The organism is Sphingomonas adhaesiva (assembly GCF_002374855.1).
Classification (GTDB): Bacteria; Pseudomonadota; Alphaproteobacteria; order Sphingomonadales; family Sphingomonadaceae; genus Sphingomonas; species Sphingomonas adhaesiva.
Genome location: NZ_NWVC01000011.1, coordinates 34,354 through 54,092 on the forward strand (window position 1 = coordinate 34,354; position 19,739 = coordinate 54,092).

Sequence of the window (19,739 nt, forward strand, 5' to 3'; positions counted from 1 at the left end):
GGATGAGGATGTCCAGGCGGATCAGCCTTCGACGCTTGAGCCTCGGCTGCGCAATCGCTCTCAGCCTGTCCGCGGGCGCGGGCGCGCAGGAGGGCGAGGATCATGCCGCGCATCATGGCGCAGGCATGCCGGCCGGCGGGGGCATGTCCGCACCGGCATCGTCGGGGTCGTCGGACATGGCGAAGATGATGAAACCCATGATGGATCGCATGATCAATGGGGAAGGGGAGAATGAGCACGGCCACGAATCGCGCCGGACCGGCTTCATCTCGCAACTGCTCGCCTTTCCCGCGCTCGACGAAGCGGCAAGGCAGCGGGTCGCTGCGCAGGCTGGCGAACGGGTAAGCACGGGCCTAGCGATGATCAACGCCGCCTCGGCCGACGGCGCGCGTGCAACCACGGTCTCGGCCCGGCTCGATGCGGCGCGCCGCCTGCGCGAGGGAACCGACCTGTTCCGGTCCGGCACCGCCGCGCAGGGCGCGATCGGCGGCTTGCAGCCGCCCCGGGAGGTCGGGCTTGCCTGGCTGCGCGATCAGCTCGACATCGACCAGGCCGCGCCCGGCCATGCCGATCACTGGTTCGGCATCTCGCCCTCGCACCTGCTTCTCATGCTCTTCCTGGGGCTGGTGAGCGCCACGCTGATCGCGCTGCAGATCTTCCGCCTCCGGCGGATCGGGGCGATCGCCGGTGGTGTCCCCACCGGCAAGACATTGACAAAGCCGGAGCCGAAGGCTGCCCAGCCCGCTACCAGGGTTGCGCCCGCGCCTGCCCCCGTTGACGACAGCGCCGGGCTCGCGCCGAGCAATGCGGCCGCGCCCGCTGGGGCTTCGCTGCGCAAGCCCAAAAGCTGGGCGGGGCAGCTGCGCGTGGTCCAGATCGTGCGAGAGACGCCGAGCGTGCTGACCTTCCGGCTCGCGGACCCGGCCGCCGACCGGCTGCCGTTCGACTTCCTGCCGGGCCAGTTCCTGCAGGTCGAGGTAGAGCCCGAAGCGGGCAAGACCGCGCGCCGTTCCTACACGATCGCCTCTTCGCCGACCCAGCGGGCCTATGTCGAACTGACGGTCAAGCGCGAGGAGCAGGGCGTGGTCTCGCGATACCTGCACGACAAGGTCGTCGCCGACGATCTGCTGAAGGTCAGCGGACCGTTCGGCGCCTTCACCTTCACGGGAACGGATGCCCAGAGCATCGTGCTGATCGCGGGCGGGGTCGGCATCACCCCGATGATGTCGGTGCTGCGCTATCTCACCGACACCGCGTGGAAGGGTGATATCTTCTTCTTCTACGGCGCACGGTCGACCGAGGAATTCGTGTTCCGCGACGAGCTCGAGCGGCTCGAACGCCGTTTTCCCAACCTCCATGTCGTCGCCGCGATGCAGCGCGCGCCCGGCACCGTCTGGATGGGCCCCGAAGGGCCGATCACCCGCGAGATGATCCTGGCCGCGGTGCCGGAGATCGCGAGCCGGCGGATCCATATGTGCGGCCCGCCGGCGATGATGGGCGCGATGCGCGGCGTGCTGGCGGAACTTGGCGTCCCCGAAGCGCAGCTGCACACCGAGGCGTTCGGTCCGGCCTCGCTGCCGGCCGACCACGAGGATCTCGAGGTCAAACCCGCGCCCGCGCCAGCGGATAAGCCGGCCCCGAGCGCCGAGGTGGCGCCGAGCACGGTGACCTTCTCCGTGTCGGGGGTGTCGGCGGCCTTGCCCGCGGACGAGACCGTGCTCGAGGCGGCCGAGGGCGCGGGCGTCGAGATCTCCTATGCCTGCCGTGCGGGCACATGCGGCGCCTGCGTGGTCAAGCTGCTGCAGGGCGAGGTAACGATGGAGGTCGAGTCCGGCCTCGCGCCCGCCGACAAGGCGCAGGGCTATGTGCTCGCGTGCCAGGCGAAGGGCACGGGCACGCCGCTCGTGGTCGAAGCCTGATGCGCGAACGCAGCGACATCGCCGTCGGCCTGCTGGTCGCATTCCTGCTGCTGTTCCCGTTCGGCTACCTCGTGCATGTGTCACCGCGCTTTCCGGGCAGCCTCGCTGGCGGGATCATCGGGATCGCAGCGCTCGTGCTGATGCTGCTGACGCTTCCCTATGTCGCGGCCAAGCACATCGCCTGGGTCGACAAAGTGCTCTCCCGGCTCGTCAGCAAGCCTACCCTGCTCGCCATCCACATCTATGCCGGCGTGCTGGCGCCGATCCTGGGTCTGGTCCACGCCGCGCACAAGCTCGAAAGCCCGGTCGGACTGCTTCTGACCGTCCTCCTGCTGATGACGGTCATCACCGGCTTCATCGGCCGCTACCTGCTTGCCCAGCTTGGTCGGGCGCTGCGCGGACGCAGGTCGGAACTGGCCTCGCTTCGCGCCGCCTTCCTTGAGGAGCCGGCGGCGCCGGCGCAGGCCGATACCGCAGCCGCGCCGCTGTCGGGCTGGAGGCGCTATCTGTTCGTCGCCGGGGATGCGCCCGCGGGCCAGCACCCCCAGAACAGGGCGGGGATCGCCGCGGCGCTGGCCGATACCGAATTCGCGATCCGCGCCGAAGAGGCGACCAACACCCTGTTCGCGCGATGGCGGTTCCTGCACATCCTGCTGGGCTGTCTCATCTTCGCGCTGCTCGCGCTCCACGTCGGCGCGGCGATCTATTACGGGCTGCGCTGGCTATGAGCTGGCAGCGTCTTTCCTATGCCGTCTTCATCGCAGCCCTGCTGGTGATGGTCGCCGCGGTCGCGATCCGGATGCGATCGGACGCGCCGAGGGATGCCGGCTTGGTGGCGCAGCTCGTCTCGCCCGGCCCGCTCTCGAGCGCGCACCAGTCCTTCGCCGGCCAATGCACGGCTTGCCACACGCCGGGCAAGGGAGTCGAAACCCGAACCTGTCTCACCTGCCATGCAGGCACGGATTTCGGGACGAAGCAGTCGACGCAGTTCCACGCGAAAGCGACGCAGTGCACCTCCTGCCACGTCGAACATGAGGGAGAGCGCGGCATCATCCGCATGGATCACGCCGCGTTGCTCGACATGGCAAAGTGGCGGCAGCCTTTGGCGGGCATGTCGACAAACACTCGAAGCCTGACCCCCGAGACCGCGCTCAATTGCGCGAGCTGCCATGCGTTCCGCGATCCGCACCAGGGCCTGTTCGGCACCGACTGCGCGAGTTGTCACAAGACCGACAGCTGGAAGATCGCCAATTATCGCCATCCATCGGTCAATTCGACGCAGTGCGCCGAGTGCCACAAGGCGCCGCCGAGTCACTTCATGGAGCATTTCAGCATGGTCTCGCAGCGCGCAGCCGGATCGAAGGCGCGCGTCGATCAATGCTATGCCTGTCATGCCACCGACAGCTTCAACAATATCCGCAAGCGAGGCTGGTATGATCACCATTGAGGCCGACTGGCTGAGCGCCTTCTTCCGGCTCGCGGTGATCGGCCTGGAACTGGCGGGCACGCTGACCATCCTGGTCGGCGCGGGGCTCGCAACCTTTCTGTTTGCGCGGCGGGCGAGGGCGGGCGACCGAACCGAGGCCTATAGCGCGTTCCGCTCGGCGCTCGGCCGCAGCATCCTGCTCGGCCTGGAATTTCTGGTCGCCGGCGACATCGTCAAGTCGCTGGTGATCAACCCAACGCTCGACGATCTCATCGTTCTGGCCGGGCTGGTGCTGGTGCGGACCTTCCTGAGCATCTCGCTCGGGGTCGAGATCAACGGCCACTGGCCCTGGGAGGAAACCCGGATGGCGCGGGAGAAGGCGCGTGCGGCGTCGGATGGGTCGCCTGCGACGGCTGAGGCCGCCGGATGCGGCACAGCGCTCAAGGGATAGCAGATGGGAGGTGCATGATGATCGAGAGACGCGAATTGCTGATGGCCGGCGCCGGCCTTGCCGCCGCCGGAACGCTGGCTGTGCCGGCGGCGGCGCAGCAGCATCGAATGGAAGGGATGGCGATGTCGATGACGGACTGCATCGACGATTGCGTGGCTTCGCACCGCATGTGCCTGGAAACCGCCGCTTGGCTGACGAAGCAAGGCGGCGCGTCAGCTACGGCGTCGCTGATCGCCATGCTGAACGACTGTGCGGAACTGTGCCAGGCGACCGCCAACTCGATGCTGCGGGAATCTGCCCTGCACCGCATCGTCTGCCGCGCCTGCGCCGACGCTTGCGAGCGCTGCGCCGAGGAATGCGGACGCCATAGCGCGGACCAGCGGATCGCGCGTTGCTCGGCCACCTGCAAGAAATGCGCGGCGAGCTGCCGAACGATGGCGGACATGTCGAGCTGAGCGGCGCGCTTCGCACGTGCCCCACATAGTCACGTTCAGGCCAGAGCCCCCGTCACAGCTTGTGTGTCCGACAACTACGCCAGGACAGCGATCATGGCACGTGGCACAAAGTCCGAGTATCCGGCAACGGCGGAAATCATCGCACCCGCCATCGCCGGAGCCTTCCGTGCCGCCACCCGATAGTCGGGTAATGCCGAGCACCATCTTTACGATTGCGTGAACGCTCCACGGTCGATCTGTATTGGAGAAGTCAGTGTCAACCGCCGAATTTGTCAACCGGCTACCCGAATTGCTCCGCCCCAATCCAGCAAGGGTAGTGATCAGACCCTATATGCCGTCGACGGAAACCTATAAATATGCGGTACCGGATCAGCCACGTGCGCAGCGCATCGCCGACCGCGTCCTGGCGCTCGACCCAGCATCGCTCCACGATGAGTTGCAACGCATTCTTGATGATTTCTCGGGAAGGCATCGTGAGGTTCCGTCCCTGTTTTTGCGGCGGTTCCACGAGGTTGATGGCATCATCGTCTGTGATTGCGAGGTCACCCATGAACAGGCGCTCTTGATCGGTGCCCATTTTTGCAACGAATATTCCTATGAGGCAGCAGCGCTTTTCAATCCGAGCATCGTCCTGCATCCTGACCAGTCTGCTGTACCTGAAAACTCTCTCCGATTCATTCTTTCCCTGCGAGGCGTGGGCGAGGGGCATATCTCCTCCGTCACCTTTCGCACCGGGTTTTGCGCCGCGGACGGAACCATAGCAATCAATCCTCCGAGCCCCATGCCGCTCGTGCTGGAGACTGAAAACATCTCCGGCGAGGACGGGCCGGACGCGGGCATTCGGATCAAGTGCGATGGCAGCCACGATCTCTCGGAGATCGTGATCTTTCCGACAACCCCCAGCCAGCGTGGTGGCATCGAAGACCTTCGCTTGGTCCGCTTCCTGGACGACGATGGCCGAGCCACCTATTTCGGTACATATACGGCATTTAGCGGCCAGTCCGTCCGGCAGGAGTTGTTGTCCACGCCGGACTTCCGGACATTTGAACTCAGACCGCTGCGTGGGGATGCCACCGGTAGCAAGGGCATGGCGCTTTTCCCCCGACGCATTGCCGGGCACTTTGCCATGCTTGGGCGCGAGGATAACGAAAATATCTGGTTCCTGACGTCCGCGGACATTCACGACTGGAGTGGCGGAGCGAAAGCCATCGAACCTCGCTGGCCTTGGGAGTTTGTCCAGATCGGTAATTGCGGATCGCCGATCGAGATCGACGAAGGCTGGCTGGTCGTAACTCATGGAGTCGGCGCCGTTCGGAACTATTGCATCGGGGCGTGCCTGCTGGACCGTGACGATCCCTCGAAGCTGCTGGCGCGGACGAAGCTACCGCTTTTGCGGTCGGACATGGATGAGCGCGAAGGTTATGTGCCAAACGTAGCCTACAGCTGCGGCGCGATGGTACATAATCGGGTGCTGGTACTGCCTTATGCCATTGCTGACAGCTTCACCACTTTTGCCACTATTCCTCTCGAGCGTCTGCTGGCCGCCATGGATTAGTCACTGTTGCCGACCTGTCCTGCTCTCGAGTCCGAACCATAGTTACACATCGGCACAACAACGATGCCAGTGCGATAATTTATGGCCATCTCAGAGACGGACTTCGCACATTACGTATACAGCAAGGCGGAAGGTGACACCATTTCACGGGCAAGCTCCGGAAGGGGCGACAATCGACCGGGCATATGCTCGATCGAACGGGAAACCCAGACTTGAAGGAATGGATACTTGCGCAAGAAGACGGCAATGATCGCTTCGCTCGCAGCTCTCGGCTTCCTCGCCGTCAGTGCCGGACCGGTGCTGGCGGACGGGATGCCGCCGGGCATGCCCGATCTTGAGGAGACCCTCAAGGCCAGGCCGGCGCCTGCCCAGCCCGATCCTGCCCACATGCAGGGCATGGCTCACGGTAAGGAGCAGATGCACGGCCAGATGATGCAGGGCCATCGAATGGCGATGCGGGATTCGCAGGACCAGGACGGCGCCTCCGGCATGTCACACAGGTCGGACGGTGGTTGCTGACCCTGCCATCATTCCATCAGACGACAAGGTTGACGGACAAGATCATGGCCGCTTTCAACCGAAGCCTTGGTCCGCCGTTCCCACGGCGGGCCAATCGCTTTTCTGGCCGGTCTCAGGACGAGAAAACCAGGCCGGGTCACATTTTTGATCGATCCCGGATCATCATTTTACGCGCCTGCTCCAGCAGGCACACGGCCGATCGAATTTCGATTCGTAACTTACGTATACAGACAGCGTCTCGCTAGCAGCATTGAAGCTTCGGAATTGCCGGGATCGGAACGTCGATCGGGCAACAGGAAGAACACTCGGAGACCCTCAATGCGACAGACGACATTTCTCGCGGCGCCCGTCAGCCTCTTCGCGACGCTAACCTTCGCCGCCGGCACCGCTCTCGCCCAGTCGACGCCCGCGCCCGCGCAGGCTGCGCCGGCCCATGCCCACCAGCAGGGCATGGATCATGGCGGGCAGCAGATGCACGATCAGATGATGAAGGATCATCAGGCCGGCGCGCAGAAGCAGCAGGGGCAACCGGCCCAGCAGGATCAACAGGGCATGTCGGGGATGGCCGGCATGTCCGGCGGCTCGCCTGCATCGAACGGCTCGGGCATGGCCGGTAAGGCGAAGAGTGGCTGCTGCAAGATGCCGATGAAGAAGGCCAAGCCGGCGGCGAAGAAGAAGACCGCCAAGCCCATGGCCGACAAGCCGATGAGCGACATGTGAGGTTTCCAGCCCCGAGAACAGACCCCAGGGGCTGAGGGCCCGCCGTTCCCCCGCGGCGGGCCAGTTCTTTGACGATGCCCAGCGTCGCCCCGTGCTCCCAGCTTTCAAAACCGGGTCCGAGCGTCTGACTTGACAGAGGAAACAGCGATGCGAAAACATCTTGGCGTCGGTGCTGCTGTTGGCTTTCTGCTCTTTGGCAGCACGCCGCTCCTCGCACAGGGTATCGGCCATAGCTTGTTCATGCGCGGCAAGATCGTCCGTATGGATGCGGGCGGCACAGTGGCCTGCCTGGGTAAGGCCGATGGCGCGCACATCGGGCAGATACTCGAAGTCTATCACGCAACGCCGCGCCACCGCCGTCTTGTCGGTCATGTCGAAGTCGACCAGATTTTCGACGACCATTATGCTCATTTCCGCGTGAGGGACGGGACGCTTCAGAAAGGCGATTGGGTGAGCCTAAAGCGCGTCCGGGCGTAACGCCAGAATTGGAATGCCAAGCGCCGCCCTCGCCAAAAGAAGACTCGGCCGAGTAACGCCTGTCTCGGCATAATTCCGATCAGGCGTGCGCGAATACGTTCAGGAGTCGATGAATAGTCATCGGCTCTGTTGGCGTGTCTGACCCTCAAGCCCGCGACCCCGATACCAGACTACCTTCTGCGGAACTTACTTATAGGCCACCCGGGCAAAGAGATTACTCCGTCAGGCCATCGATAGAGATGGAGTCAGGTTATTTTCGAGAAGGCGATCGGGACCATTAACGCGGCGGCCTCCTTCCGACACCGCTATGATAATTTCATCGGAGGCCGCTGGAGCGCTCCTGCGGGCGGCGAGTATTTCGCCGACACGAGCCCGATCAATGGCGCCCAGATCGCAGAGTTCGCGCTGTCGACGCCGGAAGATGTCGAGCGCGCGCTCGATGCGGCGCACGCCGCCAAGGATCAATGGGCAAGGATCGCGCCCGCCGAACGCGCCAGGATTCTCAATCGCGTCGCCGACCGGCTCGAAGACAATCTGGAGTTGCTGGCACTTGCCGAGACGATCGACAATGGCAAGCCGATCCGCGAGACGCGCGCTGCCGACGTGCCGCTCGCGATCGACCATTTCCGCTACTTCGCCGGCTGCATCCGGGCGGAGGAAGGCGGCATCTCGACGATCGATGCGGACACCATCGCCTATCATTTCCGCGAGCCGCTCGGCGTCGTCGGCCAGATCATCCCGTGGAACTTCCCGCTGCTGATGGCGGCGTGGAAGATCGCCCCGGCGCTGGCGGCGGGCAACTGCACCGTCATCAAACCCGCATCCCAGACGCCGCTCACCTTGCTGATGTTCGCCGAGCTCACCGCCGACATCCTGCCGCCCGGCGTGCTCAATGTCGTTACCGGCCCGGGACGGACCGTTGGCCAGGCGATCGCCGCCAATCCGCGCATCGCCAAGGTCTCGTTCACCGGCGAGACCGTCACCGGCAAGCAGATCATGCACGCCGCGGCGGACCATCTGATCCCCCAGACGATGGAGCTTGGCGGCAAGTCGCCCAACATCTTCATGGCGGACGTGCTCGACGAGGACGATGCCTTCTTCGACAAGGCGCTCGAAGGCTTTACTTTGTTCGCCTTCAACAAGGGCGAGGTCTGTACCTGCCCGTCGCGCGCCCTGATCCATGAGTCGATCTTCGACCGCTTCATCGAGCGCGCCGTGGCGCGCGTCGCCGCGATCCGCCAGGGCGATCCGCTCGACCCGTCGGTCCAGGTCGGCGCGCAGGCGTCGGAGGACCAGCTCCACAAGATCCTGGGCTATATCGATATCGGCAAGGCCGAGGGCGCGCAGTGTCTGGTCGGTGGCGCCAGGGCGCTGCCGGGCGGTGCGCTCGACCAGGGCTATTTCGTGCAGCCGACCGTGTTCGTGGGTCAGAACCACATGCGCATCTTCCAGGAGGAGATCTTCGGTCCCGTCCTGTCGGTCACCACGTTCAAGACGGTCGAGGAGGCGATCGTACTTGCCAATGACACCGCCTACGGTCTTGGCGCGGGCGTCTGGACCCGGAGCGGCAACACCGCCTACCGGCTCGGCCGCGCGATCCAGGCCGGGCGGGTCTGGACCAACTGCTATCATCAGTACCCCGCCCATGCCGCCTTCGGCGGATACAAGGCATCGGGCTTCGGGCGTGAAAACCACCGGATGATGCTCGATCATTATCAGCAGACCAAGAATCTGCTCGTCTCCTATGACGAGCACGCGCTCGGCCTATTCTGACCCCCCGCTTAAAAGGAGAAACGGACATGGCGAAAACCATGAAGGCGGCGGTCGTCCGCGAATTTGGCAAGCCCCTGGTCATCGAGGACGCGCCGATCCCGACGGTCGGCCCCGGGCAGGTCCTGGTCAAGATTGCGGCAACCGGCGTGTGCCATACCGACCTGCACGCGGCAGAAGGGGACTGGCCGGTCAAGCCCAACCCGCCCTTCATTCCTGGCCATGAGGGCGTCGGGCATGTCGCCGCCGTTGGTGCCGGCGTCACCCATGTGAAGGAAGGCGACCGGGTCGGTGTGCCCTGGCTCTACACCGCCTGCGGGCACTGCGTGCATTGCCTGGGTGGCTGGGAGACGCTTTGCCACGAACAGCAGAACACCGGCTATTCGGTCAATGGCAGCTTTGCCGAATATGTCCTCGCCGATCCCAACTATGTTGGTCACCTTCCCGACAATGTCGACTTCCTCGACATTGCGCCGATCCTCTGCGCGGGCGTCACCGTCTACAAGGGATTGAAGGCCACCGAGGCCCGACCCGGCGAGTGGGTGGTCGTCTCCGGCATTGGCGGGCTCGGCCACATGGCGGTGCAATATGCCCGAGCCATGGGTCTCAATGTGGCCGCGGTCGACATCGACGATAGCAAGCTCGACCTCGCTACACGCCTTGGCGCCACACTGACGGTCAACGCGCGCAACGAGGACCCTTCGGCAGCGCTCAAGAAAGCCATTGGCGGCGCGCACGGGGCGCTGGTGACCGCCGTTTCGCCCAAGGCGTTCCAGCAGGCGCTCGGCATGGTCCGGCGCGGCGGCACGGTCGCGCTCAACGGCCTGCCGCCGGGCGACTTCCCGTTGTCGATCTTCGACACCGTGCTGAACGGCATTACCGTGCGCGGCTCGATCGTCGGCACGCGGCTCGATCTGCTCGAGGCACTGGCGTTCGCCGGCGAGGGCAAGGTCAAGGCCACGGTCCATGCAGACAAGCTGGAGAACATCAACGACGTCTTCTCCCGCATGCATCATGGCGACATCGAGGGCCGGATCATCCTCGACCTCGCCTGAAGCCGACTTCGCGAAAGTACAGTTCATGTCTCCCTTACATATCCGGCCGATCGCGCGGCGCCGTTTCGTCCAGGGGCTGGCGATCGGCGGCGCGGTCGCCGGTTTCGCCCCGGCGCTTCTCGCGCGATCCGCCCCAGTCTCGCCCGCTGAGCTGAGCGGGACCGAGTTCGACCTCGAGATCGCCGAGCTGCCGGTCAACTTCACCGGCAAGCGCCGTATCGCGACCGCCGTGAACGGCAGCGTGCCCGCGCCGGTCCTGCGCCTGCGCGAAGGCGACACGGTCACGCTGCGCGTGCGCAACGGCCTCAAGGAGATGTCGAGCATCCATTGGCACGGCATCATCGTGCCGGCGGAGATGGACGGCGTGCCCGGCATCAGCTTTGCCGGCATCGCGCCGGGCGAGACCTTCACCTATCGCTTCGAGGTCCGCCAGAGCGGAACCTACTGGTATCACGCTCACACGCTCGCCGAGCAGACGGGACTCTATGGAGCGATCATCGTGGAGCCGAAACAGGCGCCGGCGGCGCGGGCGCCCGATCGCGATTATTGCATCGTGCTCAGCGACTGGTCGGACGAGCCGCCGCTGCAGATCTTCCTCAATCTCAAGAAGCAGAGCAACTACTATAATTTTGCGCAGCCGACCGCCGGCGACTTCCTCAAGGATGTCGGCGCCATGGGCCTTGGCAAGGCGCTCGAGCGGCGGCGGATGTGGAACAGCTCGCGGATGAACCCGACCGACTACAGCGATGTCTCTGCCGCGACCTATACCTATCTGATGAACGGCGCGCCGCCCGCCGGCAACTGGACCGGTATCGCCGCGCCCGGCGAGCGCGTGCGCCTGCGCTTCGTCGGCGCGGGGACGGCGACGTTCTTCGACGTGCGGATCCCCGGGGTCGAGCTGACGGTCGTATCGACCGACGGGCAGCCGGTCGAACCGGTCACGGTCGAGGAGTTCCGGATCGGCCCGGGCGAGACCTATGACGTCGAGTTCACCATGCCCGAGGGCGGCGCCCGCACCATCTTCGCGCAGGCGATCGATCGGAGCGGCTATGCCCGCGGCACGATCGCACCGGCTCCGGGCATGGCGGCAGCCGTGCCGCCGCTCGATGCCCGGACCTGGCTCGAGCCGGTCGACATGATGGGCGCGATGGCGACGATGGGCGCAATGGGAGGCGACGCGCATGCCGGGCACGGCATGACCGAGATGCCGGCCAGGGCACAGCACGCCCGCACCGAATATGGCGCCAATACCGACATGCGCGTCGACTATCCCCGCACCAATCTCGACGATCCGGGCGCCGGGCTGCGCGGGCGCGACTGGCGCGTGCTGACGCTGGTCGACCTGCGCACGCCGGGCGGCGATCCCGACCCGCGCGAGCCCGAGCGCGATATCGAGCTGCATCTGACGGGCAATATGGAACGGTTCATCTGGTCGCTCGACGGCATCAAGCTCAACGATTCCAGGCCGCTCCATTTTAGGCCGAACGAGCGGCTGCGCGTCACCTTCGTCAACGACACGATGATGGCGCATCCGATGCATCTGCACGGCATGTGGAGCGATGTCGAAGGCCCGGACGGCGCCTTCCAGGTCCGCAAGCATACGGTCGTGGTCCAGCCCGCCCAGCGGGTGAGCTTCCGCGTCACCGCCGATGCCTTGGGTCGATGGGCCTTTCACTGCCATCTGCTCTATCACATGGCGGCCGGCATGTTCCGGGAGGTGGTGGTCGCATGATCCGGATTTTCCCCTCGCGCGGCATTGCTCTTGGCGCTGCCCTCTTCCTGGCGCCGGCGATCACGGCTCCCGCTCTCGCGCAGGATGCCTCGCCCCCGTCGCTCGCCACCACCCCTGCCCAAACGGCCACTCCCGCTCCGCACACCCCTTCCGCGCAAGGCTCTCAGGACCATGCGGGCATGGACATGCCGGGCATGGATATGACCGACACGAAGGCGTCCGGTAACGGCGCCACGATGGAGATGGGCTCGATGCAGGGTGGCAAGGCCCCGCCCGACGCGCGCAACTCGGACGATTATGCCGACGGCTACCGCAACTCGACGCTGCCGGGCTATGAGATGGCCGACAAGCTCTCGATCCCCAGGATACTTCTGGATGAGCTCGAGTTCACCAGCGGCAACGAGGGTCAGGGCGTGGGCTGGACCGTGCTCGGGACCAAGGGTCAGGACAATGACAAGCTCTGGCTGCGCAGCCAGGGGCTCAAGAACTCCCGCGACCAACGTCTCGATCCGGAGAGCAGCGTCGAGGCGCTGTGGTGGCACAGCAAGAACCCGTTCTGGGGCACGCTGCTCGGGGTCAGGCAGGATCTCGGCAAGGGCGCGACGACGTGGCTGGCCGCCGGCGTCGAGGGACTGGCGCCTTATTGGCTCGACGTCCAGCTCACCGGCTATGTAGGAACCGATGGGCGTCTCGCGGCGCGCGCCAAGGCCTCCTATGAGGTCCTGTTCACCAATCGGTTGATCCTCACGCCGCAGGTAGAGACCAATATCTATTCGAAGCGGTCGAGAGATCGGCAGCTCGGCAGCGGTTTCAGCAATGTCGAGCTGAGCGGGCGGTTGCGCTACGAGGTGTCGCGCAAGTTCGCGCCCTATATCGGCTTTGTCTGGGAGCGCGCATTTGACGGCACGGCCGATTTCCGTCGCCTGCGCGGGGAAGGGCCTTCGGAACACAGGCTGGTGATCGGCTTGCGCGCCTGGTGGTGATCCGCGGATGGCGACTTGAGGGATCGACCGCGAACGCGCCGCGTGACAAGGCTGGATCGCAAGCCAACGGTCGCTGGCCGGCCTCCTTTTTCGTCTTGCTGCTCGCGGCGGCTGCGGCGTCGGCGGGACAGACGGCCATTCTCGCCTTCCTTCCGACACTGGTCGACCCGGCTCGTGGCGCGCTATCGTCAAGCGCTCATGATTTTCATGTCGCGAGCCTGACCGCGGTCCACCCCCTGGCTGCCTTGCTGGCGGCGCCGCTCTGGGGCTGGATCGCGGACCGGGTCGACTATCGGGCGATGTTGCGCGCAGCGCTGGTCATCCTCGCGCTGGTGACCGCGCCGATCGGTCTCGTCGGGCTGCCTGAGCTTTATGCATTGCGCCTGGTGGCGGGGACGGCGGCGGCCGCCATCATACCGCTGGGATTGCTCTGCGCGAGCTTTGCCGCAAGCGGGCGCGCGGACCAGGCGCGGCGCTTCACCTGGCTGACCGCCTTCGTGTTTCTGGGCGATCTCACCGGTCCGCTGGTGGCGGAGGTCTCGGCCGCGATCCTGCCCCGCGCTCCCCTCATGATCCTCGCTCTCGGCATCGGTGCCGTCGGGGCGGCGCTTTGCGCCGTGCGTCTGCCGCGCTGGTGTGCACCTTGCATCGATGGCGGAGACCTGCCCGCGCCGACGCTTGGTGCGACGTTGATCCTGCTTTTCGTCACGATCGTCGCGGGCGGCGGGCTGGCGGCGATGCATGTCAATCTCCTTTTGACGCGGAGCGCCATTTCGCTGAGCCGCGAGGAGATCGCCTGGATGCTCAGTCTTTGCGGATTGGGTATGCTGGCGGCACAGATCTTCCATGGGAGGCTCGATTGGCTGGTGACCATGCCGAGGCGGCTTGCGGGGCTGACGCTCGGCCTGCTGGCTGCGGCGCTCTTCCTGTTCCCTGTCGCCGCGAGCATGGCCGAGCTCAGTGGGATCATCGTTGCTGCCGGCTGGAGCTCGGCAACCCTTCGATTGGTCACCAGCTTCTGGATCAGCGGTGCGGCAGCCCCTTCGGGTCTGAAGCTCGGTTTCCAGCATTCCGCCGCCAGCACCGGGCAGGCGCTCGCGCCGCTGGCGATCGCCATCGTCGCTCCCGGGGCGCAGCCGCTCGTCCTGTGGGGGATTGGTGGTCTGTCGCTGGCACTTATTGTGTCCCTGCCGCTAGCCTGGAGGCCGCCCGCCATCGTAAAATCATCTGCGTGATGAGGGGAGGGGCGCATTGATGCGTATAGAAAAGGAGGGGCCACTGCCCCATGCTTATCGTTCTTCCGGGAGTCATTTTATGAAGACCCGCCTATCCGCCGCCTTGCTGTTCCTCGCCATGCCTGGCGTGGCGCTTGCGGCCAGTGATGTCGTTGTCCACCGGGATCCGGGATGTGGATGTTGCGAGAAGTGGGCGCAGGCCGTGCGCGCGAAGCTGGGACGCAAGGTCGTCATGCGTGACGATGCGTCGCGCAGCGAGCTTCAGCGCAGGGCCGGCATGCCCCGGAGGCTGGCATCCTGCCACAGCGCGATCGTCGATGGCTATATGATCGAGGGCCATGTCCCGATATCCGACGTCAAGCGCTTGCTGGCGACCCGTCCTGCGGGCGTCAAAGGCATTGCGGTTGCGGGGATGCCGATCGGTTCGGAGGGCATGGAAGTGGCAGGCGCTGCCCGCCAACCCTATACGGTGGTGGTCTTCGGCAGCGCCGGTCAGCGAATTTTCGCCCGCCATTGATATCGCGCGGTTTGCAGCATCCTGCAGAATTGCCCGGTGGTAGAGGACCCCGCTGTCGAGTGTAGAACCTTGTGTCAAGCGAGCTGAAGGCGTCCCTGCCTACACTGGAAAAGCAACGATTTGTCTTGTAAGTCGTGGTCGTCTCCCTGATTTGCCTGAATTTGGCGCAAAATGTGGGAACGATTGTGGGACCGTTTGCCCACCGAAAGTGTGGGAACGGCCCCAACATTCCCGATCAGGGCCCCGAACCGATGGCACTCACAGCATTGAAGGGGAAAAACGCGAAGCCCGGTCGCCATGTCGATAGCCGGGGGCTTTGCCTGATTGCACTTTGCGTTCGCTTGCATTACATCGTCATGCAGAAAGGAAATCGACATGGCCGCAAACGCTCTTGTGCAGACCCGGATCGACGGAGCGGTGAAGGAGGAAGCCGCGACCGTGCTGGCGGCTATGGGACTGACCGTCTCCGATGCCGTGCGCCTGATGCTGACCCGCGTTGCGCGCGACAAGGCCTTGCCGTTTGAACCGCTGGTCCCCAATGCCGAGACGATCGAGGCCATGAAGGAAGCGCGCGAGGGAAAGGGCAAGCGGTTCGCCACGGTGGCCGACCTGATGGCCGACCTCAATGCGGACGATTGAACGCTTCGGGCGGTTCAAGCGCGACTACAAGCGGGAAAAGAAGGGGCAGCACGCCAAGACGCTGGACGCTGACCTGATCCCGATCATCGAGGCGCTGGCATCCGACGAGCCGCTTGAACCGCGCCACCGCGACCATGCGCTGACCGGCGACTGGCGCGACCATCGCGATTGCCACATAAAGCCCGACCTCGTGCTGATCTACCGCAAGCCCGATGACGACACCTTGCAGCTTGTGCGCTTGGGATCGCACGCGGAATTGGGTTGGTGACGCCCGCGCATGGCGAGCTTATACGTTTGTCGGGTATGTCAGCCAGAGGCACGATTACGGGTTAAGTGTGATCAACGAGCATCCGATGCCAACAAGCTTTTGCAGAAGACATCAATCGCAGAGATGCATTCGGCAGGCGCTGCTTGAAACAAAAATGAGGGCCATAAATCACTTTCACCCTCAAATTCTGACAGATTTGCCGTTAGTTCACGACTGGTGAGCGAGAAATGAGCCGATCGCGTTGGGCTTGAAGAGCCGACCGCTCGCTCCACCGTCGTGACCCCTACGTTGATGACCGGCGGATGCTGGCCCGGTAGACGATGCTGCCGAGAGCGACGACGACGCCCATGATGGCAAAAGATTCCATGCTCGAATGGCTCAAAAGCCAGATCGTGAGAAGGAAGCCACATGCAGGAATGACAAGCCCCCCGGGCAGCGCGAATTGCCCTGGTTCTTTCGGCAAGCTCGTCTCGATCTTCGGCAAGGCTGCAATGCACAAGGCGTAGGTCATCAAGCGGACCGAGGTGCTCAAGAGCACGAGCCACACGAACTGCTGCCCGACGGCAAGCGCCAGACTGAGCGCTCCGCAGAACAGGATCGAGTTCGCCGGCGTGCGGGTTCTCTCGTTCACAATACCGAACCACGCGGGGAGCGTTCCATCTCGGGCCAGTGCGAAGGTGAGGCGTGGCGCGGTGAGCAAAGACGTCAGACTGCCTCCGCCAATCGAGAATATAGCGCCCAGCGAAAGGGCTATCGCCCCGGTCGCTCCTGTCAATCGCCTCGCCAGCTCGACAAGTGGTGAGGCGCTGTTCCCGAGGTCCGGGCCTACCGAGACGGCTACGAGCTGGATCAGAGCATAGCAAAGGGCGATGGCGATCACCGTACCGATCAACGCCCGGGGAACGGTTGCCTTTGCATTCCGTGTTTCGCCCGCAGCGATCAGGCTGAACTCAAAGCCGATAAAGGCGTACATCAGGACGAGCATCGATTGGCCAAGCTGCGTGGGCGCGATCAGACCGCTGTCGACGACACGTGCCCACTCGATGGCGGGGAAGCCGATGACGATCAGTAGCAGCAATGGGGCGAGTTTCAGGATGCTGATCAGGTACAGGACCGTCATACCGGCGCGCACGCCCATGGCATTCAGAAGAGTAGCGGCCGTGATATAGGCGGCTATGGCGATCGCCCGCGGAAATCCGGACTCAAGCGCGCTTGAGAGGGGCACGGCGTAGCTGACAATAAGATTGGCGCTCGCTGCGATCGCTGCAACCCGGCTGACATAGATCAGCAGCCCCGTGTGAAACCCGACGAAGCGTCCGAATGCATGGGTAGTGTATACGATCGGGCCGCCCGTGACGTCGAAGAAGCTTGCCGCGCGCGCCAGGCTCAGCGCGACCGACAGGATCAGAACGCCGCAAAGCAGGAAGAGCCAAGGGCTGAAATACCCCGCCTGGGCGATGGCGACCGCCGGTAGCGCGAAGATGCCGGAGCCGACGACGCCGTTCATCGCAATCGCGGCGACGCCGACCCGGCCAATTTCTCGGCGCAGCAACGCGTCGGACGCGGACTTGGCCGTCACCGTGCGGCTCCGTCGACGATCTGGTCCTTGTAGCCATGCGATGTGGCGATGAGGACGGCGCAGCTTTCGCGCGCAATCGCGCCGTGCTCGATCAGCGTACGCAGTCCGGTCAAGGTCGCGGCAGAAGAGAGCTCGAGGTAGAAGCCATACTGCGCGAGCAGCTCGAAGTCGCGATGAACGTCGGCATCGACGACGGTGACGGCGTCGCCATGCGATCGCCGGATCGCCTCGACTGCCTGGTAGGTGACGGTGGAACCGGCGATCGAATACAGCGAAGTCGATCCCGGATAGCTGCCGTCCAGGCTCTCCCCTGCGAGAATCCTGCTAATTCGTGGAAAAGGTTCGATTGCGAACAGGCGCGGCAGCGTGGCGATGAAACCGGCCTCGCGCAGTTGGTGGAAGCCTTGAAACAGGCCCCATAGCAGATCGCCCCGTGAGGTCGGCACGAATATGGCATCCAGCCGCTCAGCCCCAAGATCCTCGAACAATTCGAAGGCGAGCGTCTTCAGACCTTCCACGCCGAAGGCGTTGCTGCCGACTGGCGGAGCGAGATAATTGGTCGCCGGGAACCAGCCTTCCCTTGCCATACGCTCGACTGTTTTCCATCGCTCAAGGCTGTCGCCGGCTGTGATCAGCCGAGCGCCGGTCGCAGTGATCGCGCGGCGATGGAGCGGCTGTAGCGCCGGGGTCGCGACAATGCTGCATCGGAGGCCCGCTGCCGCCGCGTAGAGGGCGAGCGACGCGCCCGCGTTGCCGCTCGATGCCGCGACGATCCCCCGCGCACCGACATCGCATGCCCGAGTCACCGTCAGGCCGCTTACCCGGTCCTTGTGGGAACCGCTTGGATTCTGCCCTTCGTTTTTGATGAAAATCCCCGCCATGCCCATGTGATCTGCAAGGGGCTGGGCGGAAATGCAGGAGGTGGAACCCTCGCCGAGGGAAGTCCATTGCCGATAGGGGAGCCAGTCGGCGTAGCGGGCCATTCCGCGCTTTTGCGGATTTCCGACGACATCGGGCAAGCGGCCGTAAACGGGACGGACCGATGCCGGCGTGCCGCGGGACAGACATATCGGGCAGCCTTCCGGATAGTCGCCGACAGGTAGTTCCATCTGGCAGCGGATGCAGGAAAAGCCCGTGAGCCAAGGGTTGATGACATCGGGATCGCGCCGTTCGGACGTCCTCACTGGCGCACCCATCATGCTCTCACCATTTGTTTCGACCGTTCGTTCGCCATCACGTCATGCATCCTTTTGGTGGGAGATCGCGCGAAGGCGGCGAAAAGCATCGTCGAGATCGCCGATCAGATCGGGGCTTGCTTCCAGGCCCGCGTGGACACGGATCAGGGTGCCATCATCGACCGGCAGGCAGCTGCGTGCCGGCGGCGGCCAGGCCGGCACAAGCAGGCTCTCGAAGCCACCCCAGCTCGACCCCAGCCGAAACAGGCGCAGTCCGTTGAAGAACGCCGCGCTCTGAGATGGGGATAGCGGCTCGAGAAGGACACCAAAGAGACCGGACGCCCCCGTGAAATCCCGTAGCCAGATTCGGTGTGCCGGGTCGGACGGTAATGCGGGATAGAGAACTCGCCGGACCTCAGGCTGCTGGTCAAACCATTGGGCCAGCTCGAGAGCGTTGCGCTGGTGCCGCTCCAGCCGAACGTCAAGTGTACGCAGCCCTCGATGTACGAGATAGCAATCATCGGGGCTGGCGATATTACCCCAGCGCGCTGCCATATCCTTGATGCGGGTATAAACATCGGCGTTCGCGGCCGTCATCGCTCCCAGCATGACATCCGAGTGACCTGACAGATATTTGGTGGCGGCGGCGATCGAAATGTCGACGCCATGCTCGATCGGGCGGAAGAAAAGGGGAGTTGCCCAGGTATTGTCGAGCGCCGTGATGACGCCGTGCCGCCGCGTGACCTGCGTGATCGCCCGGACGTCTGGTATCTCGAACGTCATCGAGCCTGGCGCTTCGAGGAACACCATCCTTGTGTTGGGTCTGAGCAGCGCCTCGACGCCGGCGCCGATGCCCGGGTCGAAGTAAGAGATTTCGACGCCATAGCCGGTCAGGACCTCGTCGCAAAAACGGCGCGTCGAGCGATAGGCGGTGTCGATGACGAGCGCGTGATCGCCCTCTTTGAGGAAGGCGGCGAGGCTCAAGGCAATCGCCGCGGTCCCCGATGAGGTTATCACGGTCTGATGGCCGTGCTCGAGTTTGGCAATCGCTGCGGCGAGGGCGAAGGTCGTCTCCGTGCCGTAAAGACCGTAAACGACGCCATCGTAAAGGCGGTCGTGTCGTGACAAATAGGCTTCTAGCACTACTTTGGCACTTTAGGATCGACCGCGTCTGCTAGGAGCTTCTCACAGTGAGGGCATCGCAGTGGCGGCGGCTGAGCGAAGAGGTTGAGGATCGCCTGTCTGATGGCTGGCAGGCTCGGCT

The 19,739-nt window shown here is 64.3% G+C and carries 20 protein-coding genes; 17 read left to right on the top strand and 3 right to left on the bottom strand.

The genetic code is table 11. The features are described from left to right. Positions 1-8 precede the first annotated feature (8 nt). The 17 genes from COA07_RS15950 (at position 9) to COA07_RS16030 (ending at position 15,721) form a co-directional block, all read left to right on the top strand. Entirely contained in the window at positions 9-1,919 is a 1,911-nt protein-coding gene (locus COA07_RS15950) for a 2Fe-2S iron-sulfur cluster-binding protein (RefSeq protein ID WP_066708086.1), read from the top strand. Next, complete coding sequence (locus tag COA07_RS15955) at positions 1,919-2,647, top strand: hypothetical protein (protein ID WP_009824015.1); 729 nt, start codon at positions 1,919-1,921, stop codon at positions 2,645-2,647. The genes COA07_RS15950 and COA07_RS15955 overlap by 1 nt, the downstream gene beginning before the upstream one ends. Further along, entirely contained in the window at positions 2,644-3,366 is a 723-nt protein-coding gene (locus COA07_RS15960; protein ID WP_007406380.1) for a hypothetical protein, read from the top strand. Before COA07_RS15955 ends, COA07_RS15960 begins: the two co-directional genes overlap by 4 nt. Beyond that, positions 3,353-3,796, top strand: a complete 444-nt coding sequence (locus tag COA07_RS15965; RefSeq protein WP_007406411.1) for a DUF1622 domain-containing protein — start codon at positions 3,353-3,355, stop codon at positions 3,794-3,796. The genes COA07_RS15960 and COA07_RS15965 overlap by 14 nt, the downstream gene beginning before the upstream one ends. A 14-nt stretch (positions 3,797-3,810) precedes the next feature. Further along, entirely contained in the window at positions 3,811-4,251 is a 441-nt protein-coding gene (locus COA07_RS15970; protein ID WP_015449267.1) for a four-helix bundle copper-binding protein, read from the top strand. A gap of 253 nt (positions 4,252-4,504) precedes the next feature. Further along, positions 4,505-5,806: a glycoside hydrolase family 130 protein gene (locus COA07_RS15975; RefSeq protein ID WP_438830636.1), complete on the top strand. Its 1,302-nt coding sequence runs from the start codon at positions 4,505-4,507 to the stop codon at positions 5,804-5,806. A 228-nt stretch (positions 5,807-6,034) separates the two neighbouring features. Beyond that, positions 6,035-6,325 (top strand): hypothetical protein, encoded by a 291-nt coding sequence (locus COA07_RS15980; protein WP_007406388.1) that lies wholly within the window; start codon positions 6,035-6,037, stop codon positions 6,323-6,325. A gap of 318 nt (positions 6,326-6,643) precedes the next feature. Next, on the top strand, positions 6,644-7,045 hold the full coding sequence (locus tag COA07_RS18460) for a hypothetical protein (RefSeq protein ID WP_015449265.1): 402 nt from the start codon (positions 6,644-6,646) through the stop codon (positions 7,043-7,045). Between the two features lie 147 nt (positions 7,046-7,192). After that, complete coding sequence (locus COA07_RS15990; RefSeq protein WP_004212674.1) at positions 7,193-7,522, top strand: hypothetical protein; 330 nt, start codon at positions 7,193-7,195, stop codon at positions 7,520-7,522. A 252-nt stretch (positions 7,523-7,774) separates the two neighbouring features. Continuing rightward, positions 7,775-9,295 carry an aldehyde dehydrogenase family protein gene (locus COA07_RS15995; RefSeq protein ID WP_066708082.1) on the top strand — a complete coding sequence of 507 codons (1,521 nt, stop codon included), beginning with the start codon at positions 7,775-7,777 and terminating at the stop codon, positions 9,293-9,295. Between the two features lie 26 nt (positions 9,296-9,321). Next, positions 9,322-10,347: an alcohol dehydrogenase AdhP gene (gene adhP / locus COA07_RS16000; protein ID WP_066708079.1), complete on the top strand. Its 1,026-nt coding sequence runs from the start codon at positions 9,322-9,324 to the stop codon at positions 10,345-10,347. Positions 10,348-10,372: 25 nt separating this feature from the next. Further along, positions 10,373-12,079, top strand: coding sequence for a copper resistance system multicopper oxidase (locus tag COA07_RS16005; protein ID WP_066708073.1), 1,707 nt, complete (start codon positions 10,373-10,375; stop codon positions 12,077-12,079). Further along, on the top strand, positions 12,076-13,062 hold the full coding sequence (locus COA07_RS16010; RefSeq protein WP_174525799.1) for a copper resistance protein B: 987 nt from the start codon (positions 12,076-12,078) through the stop codon (positions 13,060-13,062). Before COA07_RS16005 ends, COA07_RS16010 begins: the two co-directional genes overlap by 4 nt. Beyond that, positions 13,056-14,297, top strand: a complete 1,242-nt coding sequence (locus COA07_RS16015) for an MFS transporter (protein WP_064312613.1) — start codon at positions 13,056-13,058, stop codon at positions 14,295-14,297. The genes COA07_RS16010 and COA07_RS16015 overlap by 7 nt, the downstream gene beginning before the upstream one ends. Positions 14,298-14,376: 79 nt before the next feature. Continuing rightward, entirely contained in the window at positions 14,377-14,814 is a 438-nt protein-coding gene (locus COA07_RS16020; protein WP_064312612.1) for a DUF411 domain-containing protein, read from the top strand. A 375-nt stretch (positions 14,815-15,189) separates the two neighbouring features. Then, a complete protein-coding gene (locus COA07_RS16025; protein WP_064312611.1) occupies positions 15,190-15,453 on the top strand; it encodes a type II toxin-antitoxin system RelB/DinJ family antitoxin in 264 nt (87 codons plus the stop codon). Next, complete coding sequence (locus COA07_RS16030) at positions 15,440-15,721, top strand: type II toxin-antitoxin system YafQ family toxin (protein WP_004212690.1); 282 nt, start codon at positions 15,440-15,442, stop codon at positions 15,719-15,721. The genes COA07_RS16025 and COA07_RS16030 overlap by 14 nt, the downstream gene beginning before the upstream one ends. 283 nt (positions 15,722-16,004) lie before the next feature. Here COA07_RS16030 and COA07_RS16035 read toward each other — a convergent pair whose 3' ends face one another. The 3 genes from COA07_RS16035 to metC are packed head-to-tail and all read right to left on the bottom strand — an operon-like array spanning position 16,005 to position 19,618. After that, the gene (locus COA07_RS16035) at positions 16,005-17,300 is read right to left on the bottom strand and encodes an APC family permease (protein WP_064312610.1); all 1,296 of its coding nucleotides are present in this window, start codon (positions 17,298-17,300) and stop codon (positions 16,005-16,007) included. Beyond that, positions 17,297-18,484: a threonine synthase gene (locus COA07_RS16040; protein ID WP_169803499.1), complete on the bottom strand. Its 1,188-nt coding sequence runs from the start codon at positions 18,482-18,484 to the stop codon at positions 17,297-17,299. Before COA07_RS16040 ends, COA07_RS16035 begins: the two co-directional genes overlap by 4 nt. A 54-nt stretch (positions 18,485-18,538) precedes the next feature. Then, complete coding sequence (gene metC / locus COA07_RS16045; protein ID WP_096641336.1) at positions 18,539-19,618, bottom strand: cystathionine beta-lyase; 1,080 nt, start codon at positions 19,616-19,618, stop codon at positions 18,539-18,541. Positions 19,619-19,739: the final 121 nt, after the last annotated feature.

Coding starts and splice junctions, on each gene's coding strand:
- COA07_RS15990 (WP_004212674.1), top strand. CDS start 7,193: ATGCGAAAACATCTTGGCGTCGGTGCTGCTGTTGGCTTTCTGCTCTTT.
- adhP (WP_066708079.1), top strand. CDS start 9,322: ATGGCGAAAACCATGAAGGCGGCGGTCGTCCGCGAATTTGGCAAGCCC.
- COA07_RS16030 (WP_004212690.1), top strand. CDS start 15,440: ATGCGGACGATTGAACGCTTCGGGCGGTTCAAGCGCGACTACAAGCGG.
- COA07_RS15965 (WP_007406411.1), top strand. CDS start 3,353: ATGATCACCATTGAGGCCGACTGGCTGAGCGCCTTCTTCCGGCTCGCG.
- COA07_RS15955 (WP_009824015.1), top strand. CDS start 1,919: ATGCGCGAACGCAGCGACATCGCCGTCGGCCTGCTGGTCGCATTCCTG.
- COA07_RS15970 (WP_015449267.1), top strand. CDS start 3,811: ATGATGATCGAGAGACGCGAATTGCTGATGGCCGGCGCCGGCCTTGCC.
- COA07_RS16020 (WP_064312612.1), top strand. CDS start 14,377: ATGAAGACCCGCCTATCCGCCGCCTTGCTGTTCCTCGCCATGCCTGGC.
- COA07_RS16025 (WP_064312611.1), top strand. CDS start 15,190: ATGGCCGCAAACGCTCTTGTGCAGACCCGGATCGACGGAGCGGTGAAG.
- COA07_RS18460 (WP_015449265.1), top strand. CDS start 6,644: ATGCGACAGACGACATTTCTCGCGGCGCCCGTCAGCCTCTTCGCGACG.
- COA07_RS16010 (WP_174525799.1), top strand. CDS start 12,076: ATGATCCGGATTTTCCCCTCGCGCGGCATTGCTCTTGGCGCTGCCCTC.
- COA07_RS16005 (WP_066708073.1), top strand. CDS start 10,373: ATGTCTCCCTTACATATCCGGCCGATCGCGCGGCGCCGTTTCGTCCAG.
- COA07_RS15960 (WP_007406380.1), top strand. CDS start 2,644: ATGAGCTGGCAGCGTCTTTCCTATGCCGTCTTCATCGCAGCCCTGCTG.
- COA07_RS15950 (WP_066708086.1), top strand. CDS start 9: ATGTCCAGGCGGATCAGCCTTCGACGCTTGAGCCTCGGCTGCGCAATC.